Here is a 19955-nt window from a genome sequence, read left to right on the forward strand (position 1 = left end):
TCTTCCGCGGCGTGCGCTCCATGTCGAGGATGACGGCGGCCGCGAAGACCGGCCCCGCCAGCGGCCCGCGGCCCGCCTCGTCGATGCCGGCGACGGGCGTGATGGCCGTCTCGCGCTCCAGCTTGAAGTTAGGCATCGCCCTCGAATCACTCCCCGCTGCCCGATGCGGCTGCCAGAATGTCGCCATGCCGGCAGAAGCGCAACGAGATCGACTTCTCAGCCTCATCGCGTCCGATGACGCGGCGATGGCGGCGCTGCGGCTCGCGCGATCGCTGGTACTGCCGGATTGGGCCATCGGTGCGGGCTTCCTGCGCAACCGGCTGTGGGACGATCTCACCGGTTCGCGCACCTGCTCGCCCGCCGACGATATCGATCTGCTCTATTTCGATGCGGGCGATCCCGAGGGAACCGGCGAAGCGGCGATCGAAGCGCATCTGGCGGCGGCGCATCCCGGTCTCGTCTGGCAGGCGCGCAACCAGGCCCGCATGCATCGGGTCAATGGCGATGCGCCTTATGCCGATACGGAAGATGCGCTGCGCCATTGGCTCGAGACCTGCTCGGCGGTCGCGGTCCGGTTCGAGCGCGACGACCGCCTGACCCTGCTGGCGCCTTATGGGCTGGAGGATCTTTTCGCGCTGGTCTGCCGCCCGACGCCGGCGGGCCTTCGCCGCAGCGAGGCTTATCGCGCGCGGATGGCGGCCAAGGCCTGGGACCGGCGCTGGCCGGATTGCCGGATCATCTAGCGGTTTCAGCCCGAACGGCGGTTGTCGGGATCGCTCCCGGCTTCCGGCGGCTCGTCAGCGTCCGTCTCGATATGCGTGCTGTAGACACTGGCATCCTGCCCGCCGCGGTCGCTGACGAAGATGAGGCCCATCAGGACCATCGTCAGCGCGACCGTAACCAGCGTGCCGATGAAGAGCGCGGCGACGCCATGGCCGCTCAGACCGAAGTCCCCGAAAGTCACAATCAAGATGAGCGCGACGACAACGAGGGTGAGCACGCCGGCGCAGATGGCGACATAGGTGCGAAGCCAGGCCATCGAGGTCTCCTCGCGCGGCTGCGCGACATCAAACCGGCGACCTCAACCGCGATGCTGCGCGCCTCGTGGCGGGTCGATCGGTCTTATGGGCGCTGGCTGCCGCGCGCGTCTATCACATGACCACCGTAATCGCCGGCTCCGCTGCTGCCGCCGAGGTCCGCGACGGCAGCGCCTCTTCCAGCATGCCCTCCGCGATCTCGCGCTCGCCCATGATGATCAGGCTGGCGCCATGCTTGGTCAGATGCTCGACCTCGGCGTCGGAATGGGCGCGGGCGATGATCTTCAAGGCCGGATTGGCGGCACGCGCCTGGGCCACGATCTGGCCCGCCTCGAAGGCCTGCGGGATCGCAACGAAGAGGACGCGTGCCTGTCCCGGATTGGCGGCCTTCAGCACCTCGGGGTTCGAGGCATTGCCCATGATGGTCTCGCCGCCGTCGCGCCGCGCCGCCTCGGCCAGTTGCGGGATCTCCTCGATCACCAGGAAGGGCCAATGGGCGGCGCCGAGCCCGGCACCCACCAGGCTGCCGACGCGGCCATAGCCGATCAGGATCGCATGGTCGGTGAGTGCGGTCATGGGAATGCTCTCGCGCATCGCGCTGCCGGTCTCGGCATCCTTTTCGCGATGCGGGGCGAGGCGGTCCAGCACGGCGAAGGCCAGCGGGTTGAGCAGGATCGAGATGATGGCGCCCGCCAGGATCAGGTCGCGGCCTTCTTCGGGCAGGAGGCCGAGGGAGACGCCGAGCCCCGCCAGGATGAAGGAGAACTCGCCGATCTGCGCCAGGCTCGCGGAGATGGTGAGGGCGGTCGAGGTCGGATGGCGGAACAGCTTGACGATGAGGAAGGCCGCGGTCGATTTGCCGAACATGATGATGGCGACGACGGCGGCCAACGTGAGCGGCGCGTCCAGCACGATCGAGGGATTGAAGAGCATGCCGACCGAGACGAAGAACAGCACCGCGAAGGCGTCGCGCAAGGGGAGCGTTTCCTGCGTCGCCTGCTTGCTGAGCTCGGACTCGCTGAGGATCATGCCGGCGAAGAAGGCGCCGAGTGCGAAGGAGACGCCGAAGAGGATGGCCGCGCCATAGGCGACGCCCAAGGCCAGCGCCAAGACCGCAAGGCGGAACAGCTCGCGCGAGCCGGTATGGGCGATGTAATGCAGCAGCCAGGGAATGACGCGCCGGCCGACGATCAGCATGATGGCGATGAAGGCCGCGACCTTGCCGATGGTGATGCCCAGGATCTTCAGCAGCTCAAGGCCACTCGCGGCACCGCCCTCGGTGCTGTTGCCGCCCATGGCCTCGGCCAGCGCCGGCAGCAGCACCAGGGTCACCACCATCGCCAGATCCTCGACGATCAGCCAGCCGACGGCGATCTTGCCGCGCTCGGTCTCGAGCAGGCGGCGCTCCTGCATGGCGCGCAGCAGCACCACGGTGCTGGCGACCGAGAGCGCCAGGCCGAAGACGAAGCCTTCGGCCCAGGGCCAGCCTAGCGCGTAAGCCAGCGCCACGCCCATCAGGGTCGCGACCGCGATCTGCACGATGGCGCCCGGGATCGCGATGCCCTTCACCGACAGCAGATCCTTGAGCGAGAAATGCAGGCCGACGCCGAACATCAGCAGGATCACGCCGATCTCGGCCAGCTCGTTGGCGAGCCCCTGGTCGGCGACATAGCCGGGCGTGAAGGGCCCGACCACCACGCCCGCCAGCAGATAGCCCACCAGGGGCGAGATCCGCAGGCGATGGGCCAGCGTGCCGAAGATGAGAGCCAGCACCAGGCCGACGACGATGGTGGCGATGAGGGGCGTGTGGTGGGGCATCGGGCTCGCGATCGGGTCCGAGGGAAGGGATCCCGATTGTCCGCAATCGGAGCCACCGGCCGCAACCCGCAATCGGCGGGTTGCCGGCCTCCTTCATGCCGCAATTCTGAGATTTCCCGGCTGCGACCGGAGGCGGGTCCGGTCAGAACAGCTCGAACTGCGGGCGCTCGCCCTTCGGCACCGCGAAGAGATCGCTGCGCAGGCCGATGGCGCCGCCGCCGCGCTTGGCGAGGCCGAGCTTGCGCATGGCGACGCGGTAGCGCTGGCGCAGCAGCTCGGCATAGGGACCGGTGCCGCGCATGCGCGTGCCGAACTTGGCCTGATAGAGATTGCCCTCGCGGGTGTCGCGCACCAGCGACAGCACATGCTCGGCGCGATCGGGCACATGCGCCTCGAGCCATTCGCGGAACAGATCCTTGATCTCGAGCGGCAGACGCAGCAGCACATAGCCGGCGCGGGTGGCACCCCGGGCCATGGCGGCGGCGAGGATCGCCTCCAGCTCGGGATCGTTGAGGGCCGGGATCATCGGCGCCGCCAGCACGCCGGTCGAGATGCCGGCCGCGGCAAGCGCCTCGATCGCCGCCAGCCGGCGCGGCGGTGTCGGCGCGCGCGGCTCGAGCTTGCGGGCGAGATCGGGATCGAGCGTCGTCACCGACACCGTCGCCTCGACCAGCCCGCGTTGCGCCATGCGCGAGAGGATGTCGAGGTCGCGCAGGATCAGCGCCGATTTGGTGACGATCGTCACTGGATGATTGAAGCGGTCCAGCACCTCGAGGATCTGGCGGGTGATGCCGAGCTCGCGCTCGATCGGCTGATAGGGGTCGGTGTTGGTGCCGAGCCCGATCGGCGCCGGCCGGTAGGAGGGCTTCGCCAGCTCGCGCGCCAGGATCGCCGCGGCGTCATGCTTGGCGAAGAGCTTGGTCTCGAAATCGAGACCCGGCGACAGGCCGAGATAGGCGTGGGTCGGCCGGGCGAAGCAATAGACACAGCCATGCTCGCAGCCCCGATAGGGGTTGATCGAGCGGTCGAAACCCAGGTCCGGAGACTCGTTCCAGGCGATGACGGTCTTGCTCTTGTCCGGCTGGACCGTCGTCCGGAGGGGGGCGGCCTCGGCCTCGTCGGCCTGGACCGAGCCCCAGCCGTCATCCTCCAGGGGCCGTTCCCCGGGCTCATAGCGCCCCGGCTTGTTGGAGACAGCGCCACGGCCTTTCCGGGCCTGAGGCGCCAGGATCGTCGGATCGGGGCCCTGAGGGGCATCGGGTTCATTGCGCATGAGGGGAGCCTAGCGGCGGCGTGAGAACAAATAAAGAACAAACAATCCACGGGAAATTGTTCAACTGATCAGTTGAACATTGGGCGGAGCCGCTCTAAACTCAACCTTATGGTTGAACAACAGACGGCTCCCCTGGATACCCTGTTCCGCGCCCTGGCCGATCCGACCCGTCGCGCGATGCTTCGCAGCCTGTCCGAAGGCGAGCACAGCGTCGGCGAGCTGGCGGCGCCCTTCCGCATGTCGTTCGCGGCCGCTTCCAAGCATGTGAAGGTGCTGGAGCATGCGGGGCTGGTGCGACGCACCGTGAAGGGCCGCTCGCATCTCTGCCGGCTCGATCCCCAGCCCTTGGCCGCGGCCGACGAGTGGCTGCGTTTCTACGAGCAATTCTGGCGCAACAGCCTCGACGCCCTGGCCGAGGCCCTCAGCCAGCCCGATCTCGATTCCAAACGCGATCCCGATCCCAAGAACCCAGGAGGCAAGAATGAATGACCATGGCGTCGTCACCGGCAAAGAGACGATCCGCTTCGAGCGGCTGTTGCCGGGACCGATCGAGCGCATCTGGGCCTATCTGACGGAATCGGAGAAACGCGGCAAATGGCTGGCGAGCGGTCCGATGGAACTCAAGGCCGGCGGCAAGGCGGAATTCCGCTTCGACCACGCCTCGCTTTCGCCGACCAAGGAACCGACGCCCGAGCGCTACAAGTCGAAGGCGGGCGGGGTGACGCTGGAGATTCGTGTGCTGCGCTGCGACCCGCCGCGGCTGCTGGCCATGACCTGGATGGGCACGATCAAGGAGGGCGGCCCGAAGGAGGATTCGGAAGTCACCTTCGAGCTTGAGCCCAAGGGCGACAAGGTCCGCCTCGTCGTCACCCATAGCCGCCTCAAGGACCGCGCGCTGCTGCTCGGCGTCGCCGGCGGCTGGCACACGCATCTCGCCATCCTGACGGACAATCTCGAGGGCCGCGTGCCGAGGCCGTTCTGGTCGACCCACGAGAAGCACAATCGGGATTACGAGGAGCGGCTGAAGGATTTGTGAGTCTTTTGTCTCCTCCCCCGCGAAGCGGGGGAAGGGGCTACATCTCGCTATCCCGCCTGCTTCAGATGCTCCTGCAGCCGAGGCATGAGCTCGGTCAGGTTGCAGGGGCGGAAGCGGTTGTCGAGCTGGTGCTTGAGGATCTCGTCCCAACCGTCGCGACAGGCGCTGGGCGATCCGGGCAGTGCAAAGAGATAGGTGCCACCGGCGACGCCGCCGACGGCGCGCGACTGGATGGTCGAGGTGCCGACCTTCTGGAAGCTGATCCAGCGGAAGAGCTCGCCGAACCCGTCGATCTTCTTCTCGAACACCTGCTCGAAGGCTTCGGGCGTAACGTCGCGGCCGGTGACGCCGGTGCCGCCGCTCGAGATCACCACATCGACCTCGGGATCGGCGATCCAGTGCTTGAGCTGGCCCGTGATCAGCGCGATCTCGTCCTTCACGATCTCGCGGCGCACGACCTTGTGGCCGTCGCGCGTGATCATGTCGTTCAGGGCTTGTCCGGAGGTGTCGTTCGCCAGCGTGCGGCTGTCGGATATCGTCAGGATGGCGATGTTGACCGGGAGGAAGGGTCTCGTTTCGTCAATTCGAGGCATTGCTGGCCGCCGCCACGGCCTCATCGTCTTGCGGGCGATATTGGGGCCAGCCGCCGGCCGCGAGCGCATCGAGCGTCGGCGCGTCCTGGCCCAGCCGTTGCTCGTAAATCCACATGCTCGCCAGCACCCGCTCGGCGAAGTCACGCGTCTCGCGCGCCGGCATGCTTTCCAGGAACAGCAGCGGGTCGTCGTCATAGGCGAGCTTGTCGCGCCATTTGGCGAGATTGCCCGGACCCGCATTGTAGGCCGCCGCCATCAGCAGCAGATCGCCATTCACGTTGGAGTCTTCAAGCAGGTACTGCACATATTCCTGGCCGAGCGCCATGTTGGTCTCGGGGTCGCTCCAGTCGGGCTTGGCGTTGCCCAGCGTGGGCGCCAGACGGTCGGCGGTATATTTCACGGTGCGCGGCATGAGCTGCATCAGGCCGAGCGCGCCCATCGGGCTCTTGGCGTCGGGGTTGAAGCCCGATTCCGTGCGGGCCAGCGCGAAGAGCAGCGCCCGGTTGACCTTGAAGCCACCCTTGGGCGTCCAGGCCGGGGTCGGGAACAGGGCGTTGTCCAGGCGGAAGCCCGACTTGTCCTCGAGCGAGGCGCCCAGACCCAGCGTCAGGGAGGGCATGCCGATCTCGTTGGCGATCGCGAGCATGCCCTGGGTCAGTTCGGGCCCCGCCTGCGGGCGCAGGAGATGGAATTCGTCGGAGGCGCGCTGGCGCTGGCCGACCTGGATGAGGGCCAGGGCACGCTGGCCCGCACGGGTCGCCATCAGCGCTTCGGCGCCGTCGGCGGTCAGGGTCGGATCGGCCCAGGCGAAGGCGGTGTCGACGCCGAGCGCGCGGCGCGCGAGCTGGCCGTAGAAGGTGCGGGGCTCGCCGGCCGCCAGGCGCAGCCATTCGCTGACCTTCTGCGGCTCCTTGTTGCGGATATGGGCGCGCGCGGCCCAATAGGCGGCGGCGGATTGGACCCAGGGATTGCCGTTGCTGGCCTTGGCGGCCTGCTCGAACAGGGTGGCGGCCAGCTTGGAATTGCCGTCGCGCCAGGCTTCGAGGCCTTGCGCCCATTGCTCGGGCTCGGGACCCTTGTTGTCGCCGTCGGGCGTGCCGCCGCGGAAGCTCGAGACGTTCGGCTCGACCGGGCTCGCGGCATTGGCGGGCTTCTTCTTCAGCGCCAACGCATAGATCGCCGGGGCGTCCGGATGGTCGCCATACTTGCTGAGCCACTGCGACAGCTCGGCATAGCGGGTCTTGTAGGTGGGCGACAGGTAACGCTGGGCCAGCACATGGCCCATCAGCCGCAGATCGGTCAGCGTGCCGATGATTTCGTCGGCGCCTTTCCAATCAGCTTTGTTCTGGAGGCGGAAGATCTGGCGGTAGCGCGCCGCGTCCGTCTCTTCCAGAGGTTTCGGAACGGCAATCTCCGGACCCGTATCAGGCTGGCGGGCGGGCGGCAGCGCCGCCGTCAGCGGCAAGGCACCGCCAGCCGAGGCCAAGGCCCCGCCAGCCGCGTGGGCCGGGTGGGAACCGAACGCAAGGCCGGCGGCCAGGACCAACACCGGTCCGATGGCTCGTCTGACATTGCGGCCCGGAAGGCCGGAAGGGGTGCTTGCCATCTGCATAGTGGGGCTACCTAAACGGAGCCTCGGCGGCGTGGCAAGGAAGTTTTAGGGATTGACATCCCAGATTTTGTGGTTGCGGGAGAATCAACCCCCACAAATAGGTTAACCACGAAATTTTCCTCAAATGCCACGGATTGTTAAAGGCTCCCCTCTGAGCAATTAACCATGAAGAAACGTAAATAAGCCCTAGCCGTGTGGGGGCAAATTCGTGGCGGGCTGGGGATAAAATCCGGGTGGGTTATTCAGGCCCGATGATCGAGCCGTTCGCGGATCTGGAGCAGGTCGCGCCACGCGTCGCGCTTCTGGGCGGGCGCCCGGAGCAGGTAGGCGGGGTGATAGATCGGTAAGGTCGGCACCGGCCGGGACATGCCGGCGCTCTGATACTCGAACCATTTGCCATGGATCCGGGTGATGCCCTCGTTCCGCAGCAGCAGGGTCTTGGCGGCGGCATTGCCCGCCAGGATCAAGACCTCCGGGCCCACCAGCTCGATATGCCGTTCCACGAAAGGCAGGCAGGCCGCCACTTCCGCAGGCGTCGGGGTGCGGTTGCCGGGCGGCCGCCAGAAGATGACGTTGGTGATATAGACCTGGGTCCGGTCGAGCCCGACCGCCGCCAGCATCCGGTCGAGGAGCTGGCCGCTCACCCCCACGAAGGGCCGGCCGATCCGGTCCTCGTCGCCTCCCGGCGCCTCGCCCACCAGCATCACCCGGGCGGCCGGATTGCCGTCGGCGAAGACCAGGTTGGTGGCGGTCGCCTTCAGGGGACAGCCGTCGAAGCTTTCCAAAGCCGCCCGAAGCTCTTCGAGCGACCGGGCGCCCTGAGCAGCCCGGTAGGCATTGCCGTCGCCATTGATGGCGGGAGGCGAACTGACTGGTGTCATGAGTGGCGGCGGCAGTGCCGACGCGGTCAGGAGGGCCGGGGCGGCGGGCTCGGCGGCCGGCGGGGCCCGGCGAACGGATGCCGTTTCCGCAATCGCGGCGAATCGGTCGATGGGGGCGCTCTCGAGCGCCTCGTCGGCGCCGGCCTCGATCTGCCAGGCCAGCAGCGCCAGGGCCTCGGCCGGATCCAATCCGGCGGCCGAAACGGGGGTCATGTCGGGGGGCTGCGCCATGAGCGGACGCTAGCCCGGATTTCCTGTGGAAGTCCGCCGTTTTCTTGCGCGGAAGGCGGCCTTAAGGAATGGCCATCAAGCTGGCGACTTCTGGCCGATTCCGGCGCGGCTGTGCTACACCGCAACGCCAATTCCGCAGCTCCGATAGGGTAGGTCGCTGCGACTCAATTTTATCATCCTGGCTTCCTTTAGGAATCGAGGACGAGCTCTAGGAAATGAAGATGGGGCCGAGGGCGCCGGCCCGAGATGGTTGCGTCCACATATATATAAGAGTGCGCGAGGGGGAGAGAGAGCGGGCATGGAACGGGAGTCGATGCAATATGACGTCGTGGTCGTGGGCGCCGGCCCGGCGGGGCTGGCGGCGGCGATCCGACTCAAGCAGCTATCGGCCGAGAAGGGCCGGGAGCTGGGCGTCTGTGTCATCGAGAAGGGTTCCGAGGTCGGCGCACATATCCTGTCCGGCGCCGTGGTCGAGCCGCGCGCGCTGAACGAGCTCATTCCCGACTGGAAGGAGAAGGGCGCGCCGCTCAACACGCCGGCGAGCGAGGACCGGTTCCAGTTCCTGACCGCGACCAAGGCCTTCCGCCTGCCGACCCCGCCGCAGATGAACAATCACGGCAACTACATCGTCAGTCTCGGCAATGTCTGCCGCTGGCTCGCGACCCAGGCCGAGGGGCTGGGCGTCGAGATCTATCCGGGCTTCGCCGCGGCCGAGGTGCTCTATGACGAGGCCGGCCGGGTCAAAGGTGTCGCCACCGGCAATATGGGCGTCGGCAAGGATGGACAGCCGACTGCGAATTTCACGGCCGGCGTCGAGCTTCACGGCCGCTACACCCTGTTCGCCGAGGGCTGCCGCGGCTCGCTGACCAAGACGCTGTTCGAGCGTTTCGACCTGCGCGACGGCGTCGATCCCCAGACCTTCGGCATCGGCATCAAGGAAATCTGGGAGGTCGAGTCCGGCAAGCATAAAAAGGGGCTGATCTCGCATTCCGTCGGCTGGCCGATGGACAAGTCGACCTATGGCGGCTCGTTCCTCTATCACTTCGACGAGAATCTGGTGTCGGTCGGCTTCGTGATCGGGCTCGATTACAGCAACCCGCATCTTTCGCCCTTCGACGAATTCCAGCGCTTCAAGGCCCATCCGGCGATCCGCCCCACCTTCGAAGGCGGTAAGCGATTGGTTTATGGCGCGCGCGCCATCAATGAGGGCGGTTTCCAATCGATCCCGAAGCTGGTTTTCCCGGGTGGCGCGCTGATCGGCTGCGCCGCGGGCTTCGTCAATGTGCCCAAGATCAAGGGCAGCCATACGGCGATGAAATCGGGCATGACGGCGGCCGAGGCGGTCATGGCCGCTTTCGAGCGCAGCGAGACTGGTGAGCTGGAGGATTACCCCAACCGGCTCAAGGCCAGCTGGCTCTGGGACGAACTCTATAAAGTCCGCAATATCCGGCCCAGTTTCCACAAGGGGCTGTTCGCCGGCATTGCCTACTCCGCGGTCGACACCTACTTGTTCAGGGGGAAGGCGCCCTGGACCTTCCATCACAAGCCGGACCACGGCCAATTGCTGCCGGCGGCCGAAACCCCGGCCATCGCCTATCCGAAGCCGGATGGCGTGGTCAGTTTCGACAAGACCTCCTCGGTTTACCTGTCGAATACCAACCACGAGGAGAATCAGCCGTCGCATCTGACCTTGAGGGATCCGAGCGTCGCAATCCGGATCAACCTCGCGGTTTATGACGCGCCCGAGCAACGCTATTGTCCAGCCGGCGTATATGAGATCGTGCGCGGCAGCGATAGCCAACCGAAACTGCAGATCAACGCCCAGAACTGTGTCCACTGCAAGACATGCGATATCAAGGATCCCACCCAGAACATAAACTGGGTGGTGCCGGAAGGCGGCGGCGGTCCCAACTATCCGAACATGTGACGGTGGACGAAGGACCGGACCGATCGCGGTTTCGATGCCGATGACCGGCACCGACGAAGGAGGAAGCGTGAAGGCTTACAAGATCCGGACCCGTCTCGGTGCGCCCTTGCTCATGGCGATGATCGGCCTGTCCTTCGCCGGCTGCACACCGACGCTCCAGGCGCAGGAACAGCCCCAGGGCCAGACCAAGTCGCTGGCCGATCTGACGCCCATGACCTCCTCGCCGATGGGGCATTACCTCGCGGCGCGCCAGGCGCAGGCCGACCGGCGCAACAGCGAGGCGGCCGATCTGCTGGCCGTCACCCTGGCCAAGGATCCCGACAATCCCGAGCTCCTGAACGTCTCCTACCTGCTGCTGGCGAGCGAAGGCCGGCTCAGCGAAGCGGCGCAGGTGGCCGAGCATATCCAGAAGGTCCAGCCGGATTCACCGACCGCGGGGATCATCCTCGCCTGGCGCGACATCAAGAAGAACGACCTCAAGTCCGCCGATGCCGAGCTGGCGAAGCTGCCCGACGACGGCGTCAACAAGATCATCGTGCCGATGGTGCGTGCCTGGCTGGCGCAGGGAATGGGCCAGACCGATGCCGGCCTGACCCAGCTCGCCCGCCTCAATAAGATCAACGGCCTCCAGCCGATCATCGATCTCCATCGGGCTTTGATCGAGGACCAGGCCGGTCGCATCAAGCCGGCCGATGAGGATTACGGCAAGCTGGTCACCGCCGAGGCCGGCACGCTGCGCGTGGTCCAGCTGGTCGGCAATTTCTATCAGCGTCAGGGCCGCCAGGACGACGCCAAGAAGCTCTATGACGCCTTCGTCGAAGCCAACAGCGAATCGCTGGTGCTGGAGCCGGAGATGAAGGGCGTCAGCGCCGGCACCAAGCCCGCTCCCATCGTCGCCACCCCGGTCGACGGTATTGCCGAGAGCTTCTTCAACATCGCCTCGCTGCTCGCGCGCGAGCAGATCCTGGACACGGCCATGGTGTTCGAGCGCATCGCGCTCGACCTCAAGCCGGACTATCCGATCGCGCAGACGCTGCTGGCCGAGCTCCTGATCAATGACGGCCGGACCCAGGATGCGATCGCGATCTATGAGGCGATTCCGAAATCCTCGCCCTTCTCCTGGCAGGCGCGCATCGACGAAGCCCGCGCGCTCGACGATCTCGGCAAGACCGACGATGCCTTGAAGCTTCTGGACGGCATGATCGCCGAGCGCCCCGAACGCTATGATGCCGCTCTCGCCAAGGGCAACATCCTGCGCAGCCATGAGCAGTTCGCCGACGCGGCGAAGGCCTATGAGGTGGCGGTCGCGCGCGTGCCCGAGCTCAAGCGGCGCCACTGGGCGCTGCTCTATTTCCGCGGCATCACCTATGAGCGCAGCCAGCAATGGCCGCTCGCGGAAGCGGACTTCCAGAAGGCGCTCGCGCTCGAGCCCGAGCAGCCCTATGTGATGAACTACCTGGCCTATTCCTGGGTCGAGCGGCGCGAGCATCTGCCCGAGGCCTTCACCATGTTGAAGCGTGCCGTCGAGCTGAAGCCCGATGACGGCTTCATCGTCGACAGCCTGGGCTGGGCCTATTACCAGCAGGGCCAGTACGACAAGGCGGTCGAGTATCTGGAGCGCGCGGTCGAGCTCGAGCCGGTCGACGCCACCATCAACGACCATCTGGGCGACGCCTATTGGCGGGTCGGCCGCAAGACCGAGGCCCGCTATCAATGGCAGCGCTCGCTCCAGTTCGGTCCCGAGCCCGACCATCTCCAGCCGCTGCAAGCCAAGATCAAGGACGGCCTCGGCGCGCCTTCAGGAAGCTGAGCGGCGTCCTTCCGTGGTTGAGCTCGCGACGTTCTTCCTGTCCCCTCCCCCCTTGAGGGGGAGGGTCAGGGAGGGGGCCGGCGAGATTGGTCAGCAGGATTCCCTGCGTTACGGCAGCAGCGAGTCTGCCCCCTCCCTAGCCCTCCCCCTTGAAGGGGGAGGGGACAACGGTTCCGTTCCGTGCTCCTGACCCTGCGCGCCCGCGCCAAGATCAATCTCTACCTCCATGTCGTCGGCAAACGCGCCGATGGCTACCACCTGCTCGACAGCCTCGTGGTGTTCGCCGATCTCGGCGACGAGTTGCGCATCGCCCCTTCCGACAAATTGTCGCTCGCGATCGACGGGCCGTTCGGCGCGGGACTCTCTGCCACCGACGACAATCTCGTTCTACGCGCGGCGCGCGCGCTTGCAGCGGCGCTCGCCGGGAAGAACCTGCCGGCGGGCGGTGCGGCCTTGCGCCTGACCAAGCGGCTGCCGGTGGCTTCGGGCATCGGCGGCGGCTCGGCCGATGCGGCGGCGGCGCTGGTCGGTCTCGCGCGGCTCTGGCGCGTGTCCGAAGGCGCTGTCGATCTGGCGCAGATCGGGCTTGGCCTTGGCGCCGATCTGCCGGTCTGCCTCGCGGCCCGACCCTCCTTCATGAGCGGCATCGGCGAGTTGCTCGATCCGGCACCGCCGCTCCCCGATGTCCAGATGCTGCTGGTCAATCCGCGCGTCGGCGTTTCGACGCCCGCGGTCTTCAAGGCCCGCCGCGGCGATTTCTCGACGCCGGCGCGATGGCGTGACGGGATCGGCGACGCGGCCTCCCTCGCCGTGCGGCTCGCGCGCTGCGGCAACGATCTCGAGGCGCCGGCGATCGCCATCGAGCCCGTGGTCAGCGAGGTGCTGGCGGCGCTGCGTCACCTGCCGGGCAATCTGCTCGCGCGCATGAGCGGCAGCGGCGCCACCTGTTTCGGACTCTTCGCGAAACCTGCGGAGGTGCGCGAAGCGGCCGCGCGTCTCGGCGTCGAGCATCCCTCCTGGTGGATCGCCTCGACACCGATGCTCAACCGCCAGGCCGCGTTCGACCATGACGCGCCGGACGCTTAAGCCCCGGCCGGGCGGGAACGGCGGCCGGCAGGCCTCGACCCTGCCGGACTATGACGCGCTCTTTGCGCCCTGGCTCGAACGCTGGAATCTCATTCCCGATGGCGAGGTGCTCGTCACGCCCGGCAGCCGGCTGCTGCCGGTTCGCCGCAATGGCGCGCCGGGCATGCTGAAGATCGCGCTCGAATCCGAAGAACGCCGCGGGCCCCTGCTGATGGTCTGGTGGGCCGGCCAGGGTGCGGCGCCGGTCTGGGCGCATGAAGGCGATGCGCTGCTGCTGGAACGCGCAACCGGTCCCGCATCGCTCGCCGCCATGGTGCATGAGGGCCGCGACGACGAAGCGACGCGGATCATCTGCGCGGTTGCGCGCCAGCTCCAAGCGCCGCGGCGGAGCCCGCCGCCCTCCCTGCTGCCTCTGACGCAATGGTTTGCGGCGCTTGCGCCCGTGGCCGCGCGCGAGGGCGGCCTGATTGCGCGCGCGGCGGCGGTCGCGCGCGAGCTGCTGCAGTCGCCGCAGGATGTCGGCGTCCTCCATGGCGATCTGCATCATGCCAATGTGCTGGATTTCGGCCCGCGCGGCTGGCTGGCGATCGACCCCAAGCGGCTGCAGGGCGAGCGCGGCTTCGATTTCGCCAACATCCTGTTCAATCCCGATCTCGAGACGGCGGCGGCGCCGGGCCGCTTGGCGCGACAGGCGTCGGTGGCGGCCGAAGCGGCCGGGCTCGATCGCGAACGCCTGCTGCAATGGGTGCTGGCCTTCGCCGGTTTGTCGGCGGCCTGGTTTGTCGAGGACGGGGTGACGCCGAGCTTCGACCTGGCGATCGCGGAGATCGCCGCGGCGGAAATGGCGAAACGCTGAGGCTTCAGTTGCCGGCGATAGCCGCGACGACGGCCTTGAGTTCGTCCAGCAGTTCCTTGGAGGGCTCGCCGGTCTCGGGCAGCCCCGCCATCTGCTGATAGCGCCGGATCGCGTCACGCGTGCTCTGGTCGAGCACGCCGTCGGCGGGACCCGGATCGAGCGCCAGTTTCGCCAGCAGAAGCTCGGTATCGCGTACCATCAAGGTCGCGGTCGCCGTGCCCGTGCCGTCGGCCGAGGCCGTCGCGGCGTCGCCGCCGGCTGCCGTCTGCACCAGATCCTCGGGCGAGACCTCGAGCGTCGCTTCCGTGCCGCCGATGAAGGTATCGGCGCGCCACATCGCCACCCAGACGAGCGAACCGGCGAAGGCCAGGATCACGACGCTGAGGCCGGCGAACAGGCGCAGATTTCCCGACGGTCCCGCCGGCGCCCGGCGGGCGCGGTCGACGGTGGGAAAGGGCGGCAGCTTGGCCGGGCCGGCAGCGGTCGCTGCAAGCGTCTCGGACGGCGTCTCGGCCGGTGCCTCCGCTGTCGTCAGTATCGGCGCCGCAGCGGCCAGCGCCAGCGCGCGTTTCATGCCGTCCGTCTTTTCTTCGTCGGGTGCCGCAGGCTCGGACTCGATCGCGGGGCGCGCATCGATGGTGAAGGAGGCCAGCGATGTCGTCGGAGTCTCGGGCGGCACCAGCTCGGGCGATGCGCCCAACGGCAGCGACAGATCGGGATCCATATCGACGAAGGTCGGCGATCCGGTTGTTTGCGCCAGCGGTTGCGCCTCCACATCGATGATGCGGTCGGCCTTGGTCACGGCCCAGAGTTTGGTGCGCGGCGTCACCCGCGCGGCCGCGCTTTCATTGTCGATGAGCATATCGACGGGCAGGGTCGATTCCGGCTTCTGCAGGCCCGGCGAATTTTCGGAGAGCGCCAGGCTCGAGAGCTGGCCGTCATCCTTCAGGAGGTCGCGGGCGACGTCGCCGGAGGGGCGCGGCGGCATATGGATCTCGGTGACGCCCGCCGATTTGGCCTGCAGCTCGCGGAAATGACGTGCGGCCTCGGCCAGCGGATCGCTCTCGACCGAGGACAGAGGAACCGCTTCCGGGGTGGTTCGTGGTGGCGGGTTGCCGATTTCGGCGGCATGGCGCGCGGCCAGCTGCTGGCGGCGCAGCGCTTCAGGCAAGGGAGACGCGGCCTCCCCATCGGTCGCCGGCAAAGGCGATCCCGCAGGTCCAGCCGGCTCTGCGGCTGCCTGACCCTGTTGCTGTGGCCTATCCTTGGCCCGATCCGCCATCGCCCCTTCCCTATAGACCCCGCCGCCGGGCTCCTTTCATCAAGCTCGGCGGAAACGGGCGGATCATTGTTAGCCGTAATTGCCGGGCCGACTCGGCGCACGACTCGCCCTCAGGCCCGACATCCGCAAACGTTAGCTTCAACGCGGGTCGGATGTAAGAGCCAGTTTGATAACATCCGATAATCGTCGGGCCGCCAAAGATGCTCCGTTAACCACGTTATGCTAGCCTCCCGGCCGCATGACCCAGAAAACCGCGCTCATCACCGGCGTGACCGGTCAGGACGGCGCCTATCTGGCCGAGCTGCTGCTCGCCAAAGGCTATGTCGTCCATGGCGTCAAACGCCGCTCTTCCTCCTTCAATACCGGCCGCATCGACCATCTCTATCAGGACTCGCACGAAGCGGGCGTCCGCTTCTTCCTGCATTATGGCGAGATGACCGACGCCACCAACCTGATCCGGCTGGTGGCGCAGACCAAGCCGACCGAGATCTACAATCTCGCCGCCCAGAGCCATGTGCAGGTGAGCTTCGAGACCGCGGAATACACCGCCAATGCCGACGGGCTCGGACCCTTGCGGCTCCTGGAAGCGATCCGTCTCCTGGGGATGGAGAAGGAGACCCGCTTCTACCAGGCCTCGACCTCGGAGCTTTACGGCGCCACGCCGACCGTGCCGCAGAACGAGACCACGCCCTTCTATCCGCGCAGCCCTTATGGCGCCGCCAAGCTCTATGCCTATTGGATCACGGTCAATTACCGCGAGGCTTATGGCATGCATGCCTCGAACGGGATCCTGTTCAATCATGAGAGCCCGATCCGCGGCGAGACCTTCGTCACGCGCAAAGTGACGCGCGCCGTGGCCGCGATCGCACGCGGCCAGCAGGACCGGCTCTATATCGGCAATCTCGATGCCAAACGCGACTGGGGCCATGCGCGCGACTATGTCGAAGGCATGTGGCGCATGATGCAGCAGCCGGAGCCCGACGATTACGTGCTGGCGACCGGCGAGAGCCATTCGGTGCGCGAGATGATCGAGCTCGCCTTCGCCGAGACCGGCCGCAGCATCGAATGGCGCGGCGTCGGCGCGGAGGAGAAGGGGCTCGATGCCAAGACCGGCAAGCCGCTGGTGCTGATCGACCCGCGCTATTTCCGCCCGACCGAGGTGGATCACCTGCTGGGCGACGCCTCGAAGGCCAAGGCCAAGCTCGGCTGGCGCTATACCACCAGCTTCAAGGAACTGGTGCGCGAGATGGTGGCGTCCGATCTGGTCGCCATCGACAATGGCAGCTCCCAGCATCAAGGCGGATCGGGCGATTCGCCCGCCAACGCCGCGGCCTCGATGCCGAAACCGTCCGCTCCATGACCGGCAAGGTCCCCTTCGATCTCGCCGGCCGGCGCGTTTTCGTCGCCGGCCATGGCGGCATGGTGGGGCAGGCGATCTGCCGGCGCCTCGCGATCGAGAAATGCGAGATCCTGACCGTGAGGCGCGCGGAGGTCGATCTGCGCCGCCAGCAGCAGACGGAAGACTGGGTCGCGAAGGCGAAGCCCGACGCGGTGTTCGTGGCGGCGGCGACGGTGGGCGGCATTCTCGCCAACGCGACGCGGCCGGCCGAATTCCTCTACGACAATCTCGCGATCGAGACGAACCTGATCGAGGCCTCGCGCAAGGCCGGCGTGGCCAAGCTCCTGTTCCTGGGTTCCTCCTGCATCTATCCCCGCGAGGCGGCGCAGCCGATGGCGGAGACGGCGCTGCTGACAGGGCCGCTGGAACCGACAAACGAATGGTATGCGATCGCCAAGATCGCCGGCATCAAGATGGCGCAGGCCTATCGCCGCCAGCATGGGTGCGACTACATCTCCGCCATGCCGACCAATCTCTACGGGCCCGGCGACAATTTCGATCTCCAGTCCAGCCATGTGGTGCCGGCGCTGATCGCGAAGATCCATGCGGCGAAAGCGGAAGGCCGGAGCGAGGTCGATATCTGGGGCAGCGGCAGGCCGAAGCGGGAGTTCCTGTTCGTCGACGATCTCGCCGACGCGCTGGTCCATCTGATGAAGCACTATTCCGACGAGCCGCATCTCAATGTCGGCATCGGCGGCGACGTCACCATCGCCGAGCTGGCCGAGACGATCGCGCGCGTGGTCGGCTGGCAGGGCCGGTTCCGCTATGACGCGTCGAAGCCCGACGGCACGCCGCGCAAGCTGCTCGATGTCTCGAAGCTGGCGGCGCTGGGCTGGAAGGCCAGGACGCCGTTGGAGCAAGGCCTGGCCCAGGCCTATGGTTGGTATCGCGAGGCGATGGCCAAGGGCGAGCTTCCGCGCGCCCTGCCCGCCACCGGAGCTGCCTGAGCCATCCGATCCACGCCTCTGGTCCGCTGCTATCGGGGATGAGATCGCCGGCGCCGGCGACAACCCTCGCTCACGCTGTGAACGTCTCGACTCTCGGCCGATGACCGCGCGGGCGGTCACCGAGCGATAGAGTGCGCTCCGAGCGGACGAGGACGGCTCGGGATCAGATCACCGCGAGCCGCGCCTGCGTCGAATGTCGAAAAATTCTCTGTTGCGTCGGAAATCTTGCAGCGCAGGCTTTGGCTCCGCTCAAGAATTTGGAGCGGCTCGACGGGAAGGGCCCACTCGCCAGAGGTCGACGGATGAAGTTTCAACTCGCCATCAACATGGAGCGCATGGCCGATGAAATCGACATGCGCGAGGTCATGCGCCATACGCTGGAGATGGTGCAAATGGCTGACGAGGGTGGCTTCCACATCGTGTGGGCGGCGGAGCACCACGCGCTCGAAATGACCATTGCGCCCGATCCCTTTCAACTGCTGACCTGGTGGGCTTCTCACACCGACAAAATCCGTCTGGGGACCGCGGTCGCGGTCGCAGCCTATTGGCATCCCCTCAAGCTGGCGGGCGAAGCGGCCATGACGGATCTCATCTCCAACGGCAGGCTGGAGTTGGGGCTGGGTTCCGGTGCTTATCAGCGCGAATTTGATCGCATGCATCCAGGACTGAAGCAGTCCGACGCCTGGCGACATATGCAAGAGATGCTGCCTGCGATTCGAGCCTTGTGGCAGGGCGACTATGAACATAAAGGCGAGTTCTGGTCGTTCCCTCTGGCGACCTCCGTGCCCAAGCCGCTGCAGAAACCCCATCCACCCATCTGGGTTGCCGCCCGCGCGCCCATCACATACGACTTCGCCATCAAGAACGGCCTCAACATCATGTCATGGCCGATCACGCGGCCGATGTCCGAGGCGCGCCTCTACAAGTCTCGCCTGGAGGAGGCCCTCGCCAACAATCCGGGCAAGGCTCGGCCGGTGTTCGCCATGATGCGGCATACGGTCGTCTATGACCGAAAGGAAGACTGGGAGGTGCCGGTCAGGGCGGCGCAGCGTCAGCTGAGCCAGTTCGAGACCTTGTTCAAGAACCTGGGCGACGTGAAAAACGGCTTTCCGAAAAGCGCCGACTTCGGCGATCTCGCGAACCGCGACGAGTACGATCCGAAGATGCTTCACGAGAACCTCATGTTCGGGACCCCCGACGAGGCGATCGCCAAACTCAGGCCCTATGAGGCGCTCGGGGTCGATCAGTTCACTTACTACGCCAGCCTCGGTCTGGGCCTGAAGGAACAGAAGCGTTCGCTGCAGCTCTTCATCAAGGAAGTGATGCCCGCCTTTGCCTAGGCGGCGCCAGACAGGATTCCGATGTCGAATTATGTGGAAGTCGTCCGCAACGGTCGCGTTCTCGAAGTCAAGCTGAACAAACCGAAGGTCAACGCGATAGATCTGCCAATGAGCCGCGAGTTGGGCGCGGCATTTGCCCAGTTGCGCGACGATCCGGACCTGCGCGCCGGCATCCTGACCGCGGAAGGGTCGAAGATTTTCTCCGCGGGATGGGATTTGAAGGCCCTCGATGCCGGCGAGACGAAGCTGGACAATTGGTGGGCGGCGGGCGACTACGGTGATGGCGGGTTTGCCGGGCTCACGGAGAACTGGACTCTCAACAAGCCCGTGATTGCCGCGTTGAACGGCTTGGTCGTTGGCGGCGGCTTCGAGCTCGCCATGTCATGCGATCTGCTGATCGCGGCAGACCACGTCGAATTCGCCTTACCGGAGATGCCGCTGGGCATCGTTCCCGACGCCGGCGCTCTCCAGCGGCTGCCCCGGCGCCTTCCCTACAATATCGCCATGGAGATGCTGCTGCTGGGGCGCCGCATGAGCGCGCAGGAGGCGGCGGGCTACGGGCTGGTGAACAGGGTTGTTCCCTACGGCAACCTGATGTCGACCGCGAGGGAATGGGCCGGTCAGCTTGCCAAGGCTGCTCCGCTCGCGATGCAGTCCGTGAAGGAAGTGCTCCGGAAGATCGAATGCAGGCCTTTGGAGGCGGCTTTTCACGGCATACGCACGGAGCCATTGCCGATCTATCGCGCGATGCTGAAATCCGAGGATGCCAAAGAGGGCGTGCGTGCCTTCGTCGAGAAACGTGAACCGAATTTCAAAGGAAGCTGAAA

The 19955-nt window shown here is 66.4% G+C and carries 18 protein-coding genes and 1 pseudogene; 11 read left to right on the forward strand and 8 right to left on the reverse strand.

The features are described 5' to 3' along the window. Nucleotides 1–295: pseudogene (locus ACREE8_RS03005) on the reverse strand (hypothetical protein); the annotation flags it as partial. Here ACREE8_RS03005 and ACREE8_RS03010 point away from each other — a divergent pair. Further along, nucleotides 186–743, forward strand: coding sequence for a nucleotidyltransferase family protein (locus ACREE8_RS03010; protein WP_431571497.1), 558 nt, complete (start codon nt 186–188; stop codon nt 741–743). The pseudogene ACREE8_RS03005 and the gene ACREE8_RS03010 sit on opposite strands and share 110 nt — an antisense overlap. A gap of 5 nt (nt 744–748) precedes the next feature. Here the strand turns inward: ACREE8_RS03010 and ACREE8_RS03015 are convergent, their stop codons facing one another. The 3 genes from ACREE8_RS03015 to ACREE8_RS03025 form a co-directional block, all read right to left on the reverse strand. Continuing rightward, nucleotides 749–1039 (reverse strand): hypothetical protein, encoded by a 291-nt coding sequence (locus ACREE8_RS03015; protein WP_431571498.1) that lies wholly within the window; start codon nt 1037–1039, stop codon nt 749–751. Nucleotides 1040–1151: 112 nt separating this feature from the next. Further along, the gene (gene ybaL / locus ACREE8_RS03020) at nt 1152–2855 is read right to left on the reverse strand and encodes a YbaL family putative K(+) efflux transporter (protein ID WP_431571499.1); all 1704 of its coding nucleotides are present in this window, start codon (nt 2853–2855) and stop codon (nt 1152–1154) included. Nucleotides 2856–2997: 142 nt separating this feature from the next. Beyond that, entirely contained in the window at nt 2998–4128 is a 1131-nt protein-coding gene (locus ACREE8_RS03025; protein WP_431571500.1) for a PA0069 family radical SAM protein, read from the reverse strand. Nucleotides 4129–4236: 108 nt separating this feature from the next. Here ACREE8_RS03025 and ACREE8_RS03030 point away from each other — a divergent pair, with 108 nt between their 5' ends. Then, nucleotides 4237–4617 carry an ArsR/SmtB family transcription factor gene (locus tag ACREE8_RS03030; RefSeq protein ID WP_431571501.1) on the forward strand — a complete coding sequence of 127 codons (381 nt, stop codon included), beginning with the start codon at nt 4237–4239 and terminating at the stop codon, nt 4615–4617. Next, the gene (locus ACREE8_RS03035) at nt 4610–5164 is read left to right on the forward strand and encodes an SRPBCC family protein (RefSeq protein ID WP_431571502.1); all 555 of its coding nucleotides are present in this window, start codon (nt 4610–4612) and stop codon (nt 5162–5164) included. Before ACREE8_RS03030 ends, ACREE8_RS03035 begins: the two co-directional genes overlap by 8 nt. A gap of 47 nt (nt 5165–5211) precedes the next feature. Here ACREE8_RS03035 and moaB read toward each other — a convergent pair whose 3' ends face one another. The 3 genes from moaB to ACREE8_RS03050 all read right to left on the reverse strand — a co-directional run bounded on the left by moaB (nt 5212) and on the right by ACREE8_RS03050 (nt 8463). After that, nucleotides 5212–5757 (reverse strand): molybdenum cofactor biosynthesis protein B, encoded by a 546-nt coding sequence (gene moaB / locus ACREE8_RS03040; protein ID WP_431571503.1) that lies wholly within the window; start codon nt 5755–5757, stop codon nt 5212–5214. After that, nucleotides 5744–7306 carry a lytic transglycosylase domain-containing protein gene (locus ACREE8_RS03045; protein ID WP_431571504.1) on the reverse strand — a complete coding sequence of 521 codons (1563 nt, stop codon included), beginning with the start codon at nt 7304–7306 and terminating at the stop codon, nt 5744–5746. The genes moaB and ACREE8_RS03045 overlap by 14 nt, the downstream gene beginning before the upstream one ends. A gap of 305 nt (nt 7307–7611) precedes the next feature. Then, entirely contained in the window at nt 7612–8463 is an 852-nt protein-coding gene (locus ACREE8_RS03050; protein WP_431571505.1) for a uracil-DNA glycosylase, read from the reverse strand. Nucleotides 8464–8779: 316 nt separating this feature from the next. Between ACREE8_RS03050 and ACREE8_RS03055 the strand changes: the two genes are divergently transcribed. The 4 genes from ACREE8_RS03055 to ACREE8_RS03070 all read left to right on the forward strand — a co-directional run bounded on the left by ACREE8_RS03055 (nt 8780) and on the right by ACREE8_RS03070 (nt 14160). Then, a complete protein-coding gene (locus tag ACREE8_RS03055; protein WP_431571506.1) occupies nt 8780–10408 on the forward strand; it encodes an electron transfer flavoprotein-ubiquinone oxidoreductase in 1629 nt (542 codons plus the stop codon). 67 nt (nt 10409–10475) lie between these two features. Then, nucleotides 10476–12218 carry a tetratricopeptide repeat protein gene (locus ACREE8_RS03060; RefSeq protein WP_431571507.1) on the forward strand — a complete coding sequence of 581 codons (1743 nt, stop codon included), beginning with the start codon at nt 10476–10478 and terminating at the stop codon, nt 12216–12218. A gap of 180 nt (nt 12219–12398) precedes the next feature. Further along, nucleotides 12399–13304: a 4-(cytidine 5'-diphospho)-2-C-methyl-D-erythritol kinase gene (locus ACREE8_RS03065; RefSeq protein WP_431571508.1), complete on the forward strand. Its 906-nt coding sequence runs from the start codon at nt 12399–12401 to the stop codon at nt 13302–13304. Continuing rightward, complete coding sequence (locus ACREE8_RS03070) at nt 13285–14160, forward strand: aminoglycoside phosphotransferase family protein (protein ID WP_431571509.1); 876 nt, start codon at nt 13285–13287, stop codon at nt 14158–14160. Before ACREE8_RS03065 ends, ACREE8_RS03070 begins: the two co-directional genes overlap by 20 nt. 4 nt (nt 14161–14164) lie before the next feature. Here ACREE8_RS03070 and ACREE8_RS03075 read toward each other — a convergent pair whose 3' ends face one another. After that, nucleotides 14165–15331 carry a peptidoglycan-binding domain-containing protein gene (locus tag ACREE8_RS03075; RefSeq protein ID WP_431571510.1) on the reverse strand — a complete coding sequence of 389 codons (1167 nt, stop codon included), beginning with the start codon at nt 15329–15331 and terminating at the stop codon, nt 14165–14167. Between the two features lie 349 nt (nt 15332–15680). Here ACREE8_RS03075 and gmd point away from each other — a divergent pair, with 349 nt between their 5' ends. From gmd to ACREE8_RS03095, 4 genes are all read left to right on the forward strand, one after another. Beyond that, nucleotides 15681–16802: a GDP-mannose 4,6-dehydratase gene (gene gmd, locus ACREE8_RS03080; protein ID WP_431571511.1), complete on the forward strand. Its 1122-nt coding sequence runs from the start codon at nt 15681–15683 to the stop codon at nt 16800–16802. Beyond that, on the forward strand, nt 16799–17788 hold the full coding sequence (gene fcl / locus ACREE8_RS03085; RefSeq protein ID WP_431571512.1) for a GDP-L-fucose synthase: 990 nt from the start codon (nt 16799–16801) through the stop codon (nt 17786–17788). The genes gmd and fcl overlap by 4 nt, the downstream gene beginning before the upstream one ends. A 302-nt stretch (nt 17789–18090) precedes the next feature. Further along, nucleotides 18091–19128 (forward strand): LLM class flavin-dependent oxidoreductase, encoded by a 1038-nt coding sequence (locus ACREE8_RS03090; RefSeq protein ID WP_431571513.1) that lies wholly within the window; start codon nt 18091–18093, stop codon nt 19126–19128. A gap of 21 nt (nt 19129–19149) precedes the next feature. After that, a complete protein-coding gene (locus tag ACREE8_RS03095; protein WP_431571514.1) occupies nt 19150–19953 on the forward strand; it encodes an enoyl-CoA hydratase-related protein in 804 nt (267 codons plus the stop codon). Nucleotides 19954–19955: the final 2 nt, after the last annotated feature.

The organism is Hypericibacter sp. (genome assembly GCF_050729195.1).
Lineage (GTDB): Bacteria > Pseudomonadota > Alphaproteobacteria > Dongiales > Dongiaceae > Hypericibacter.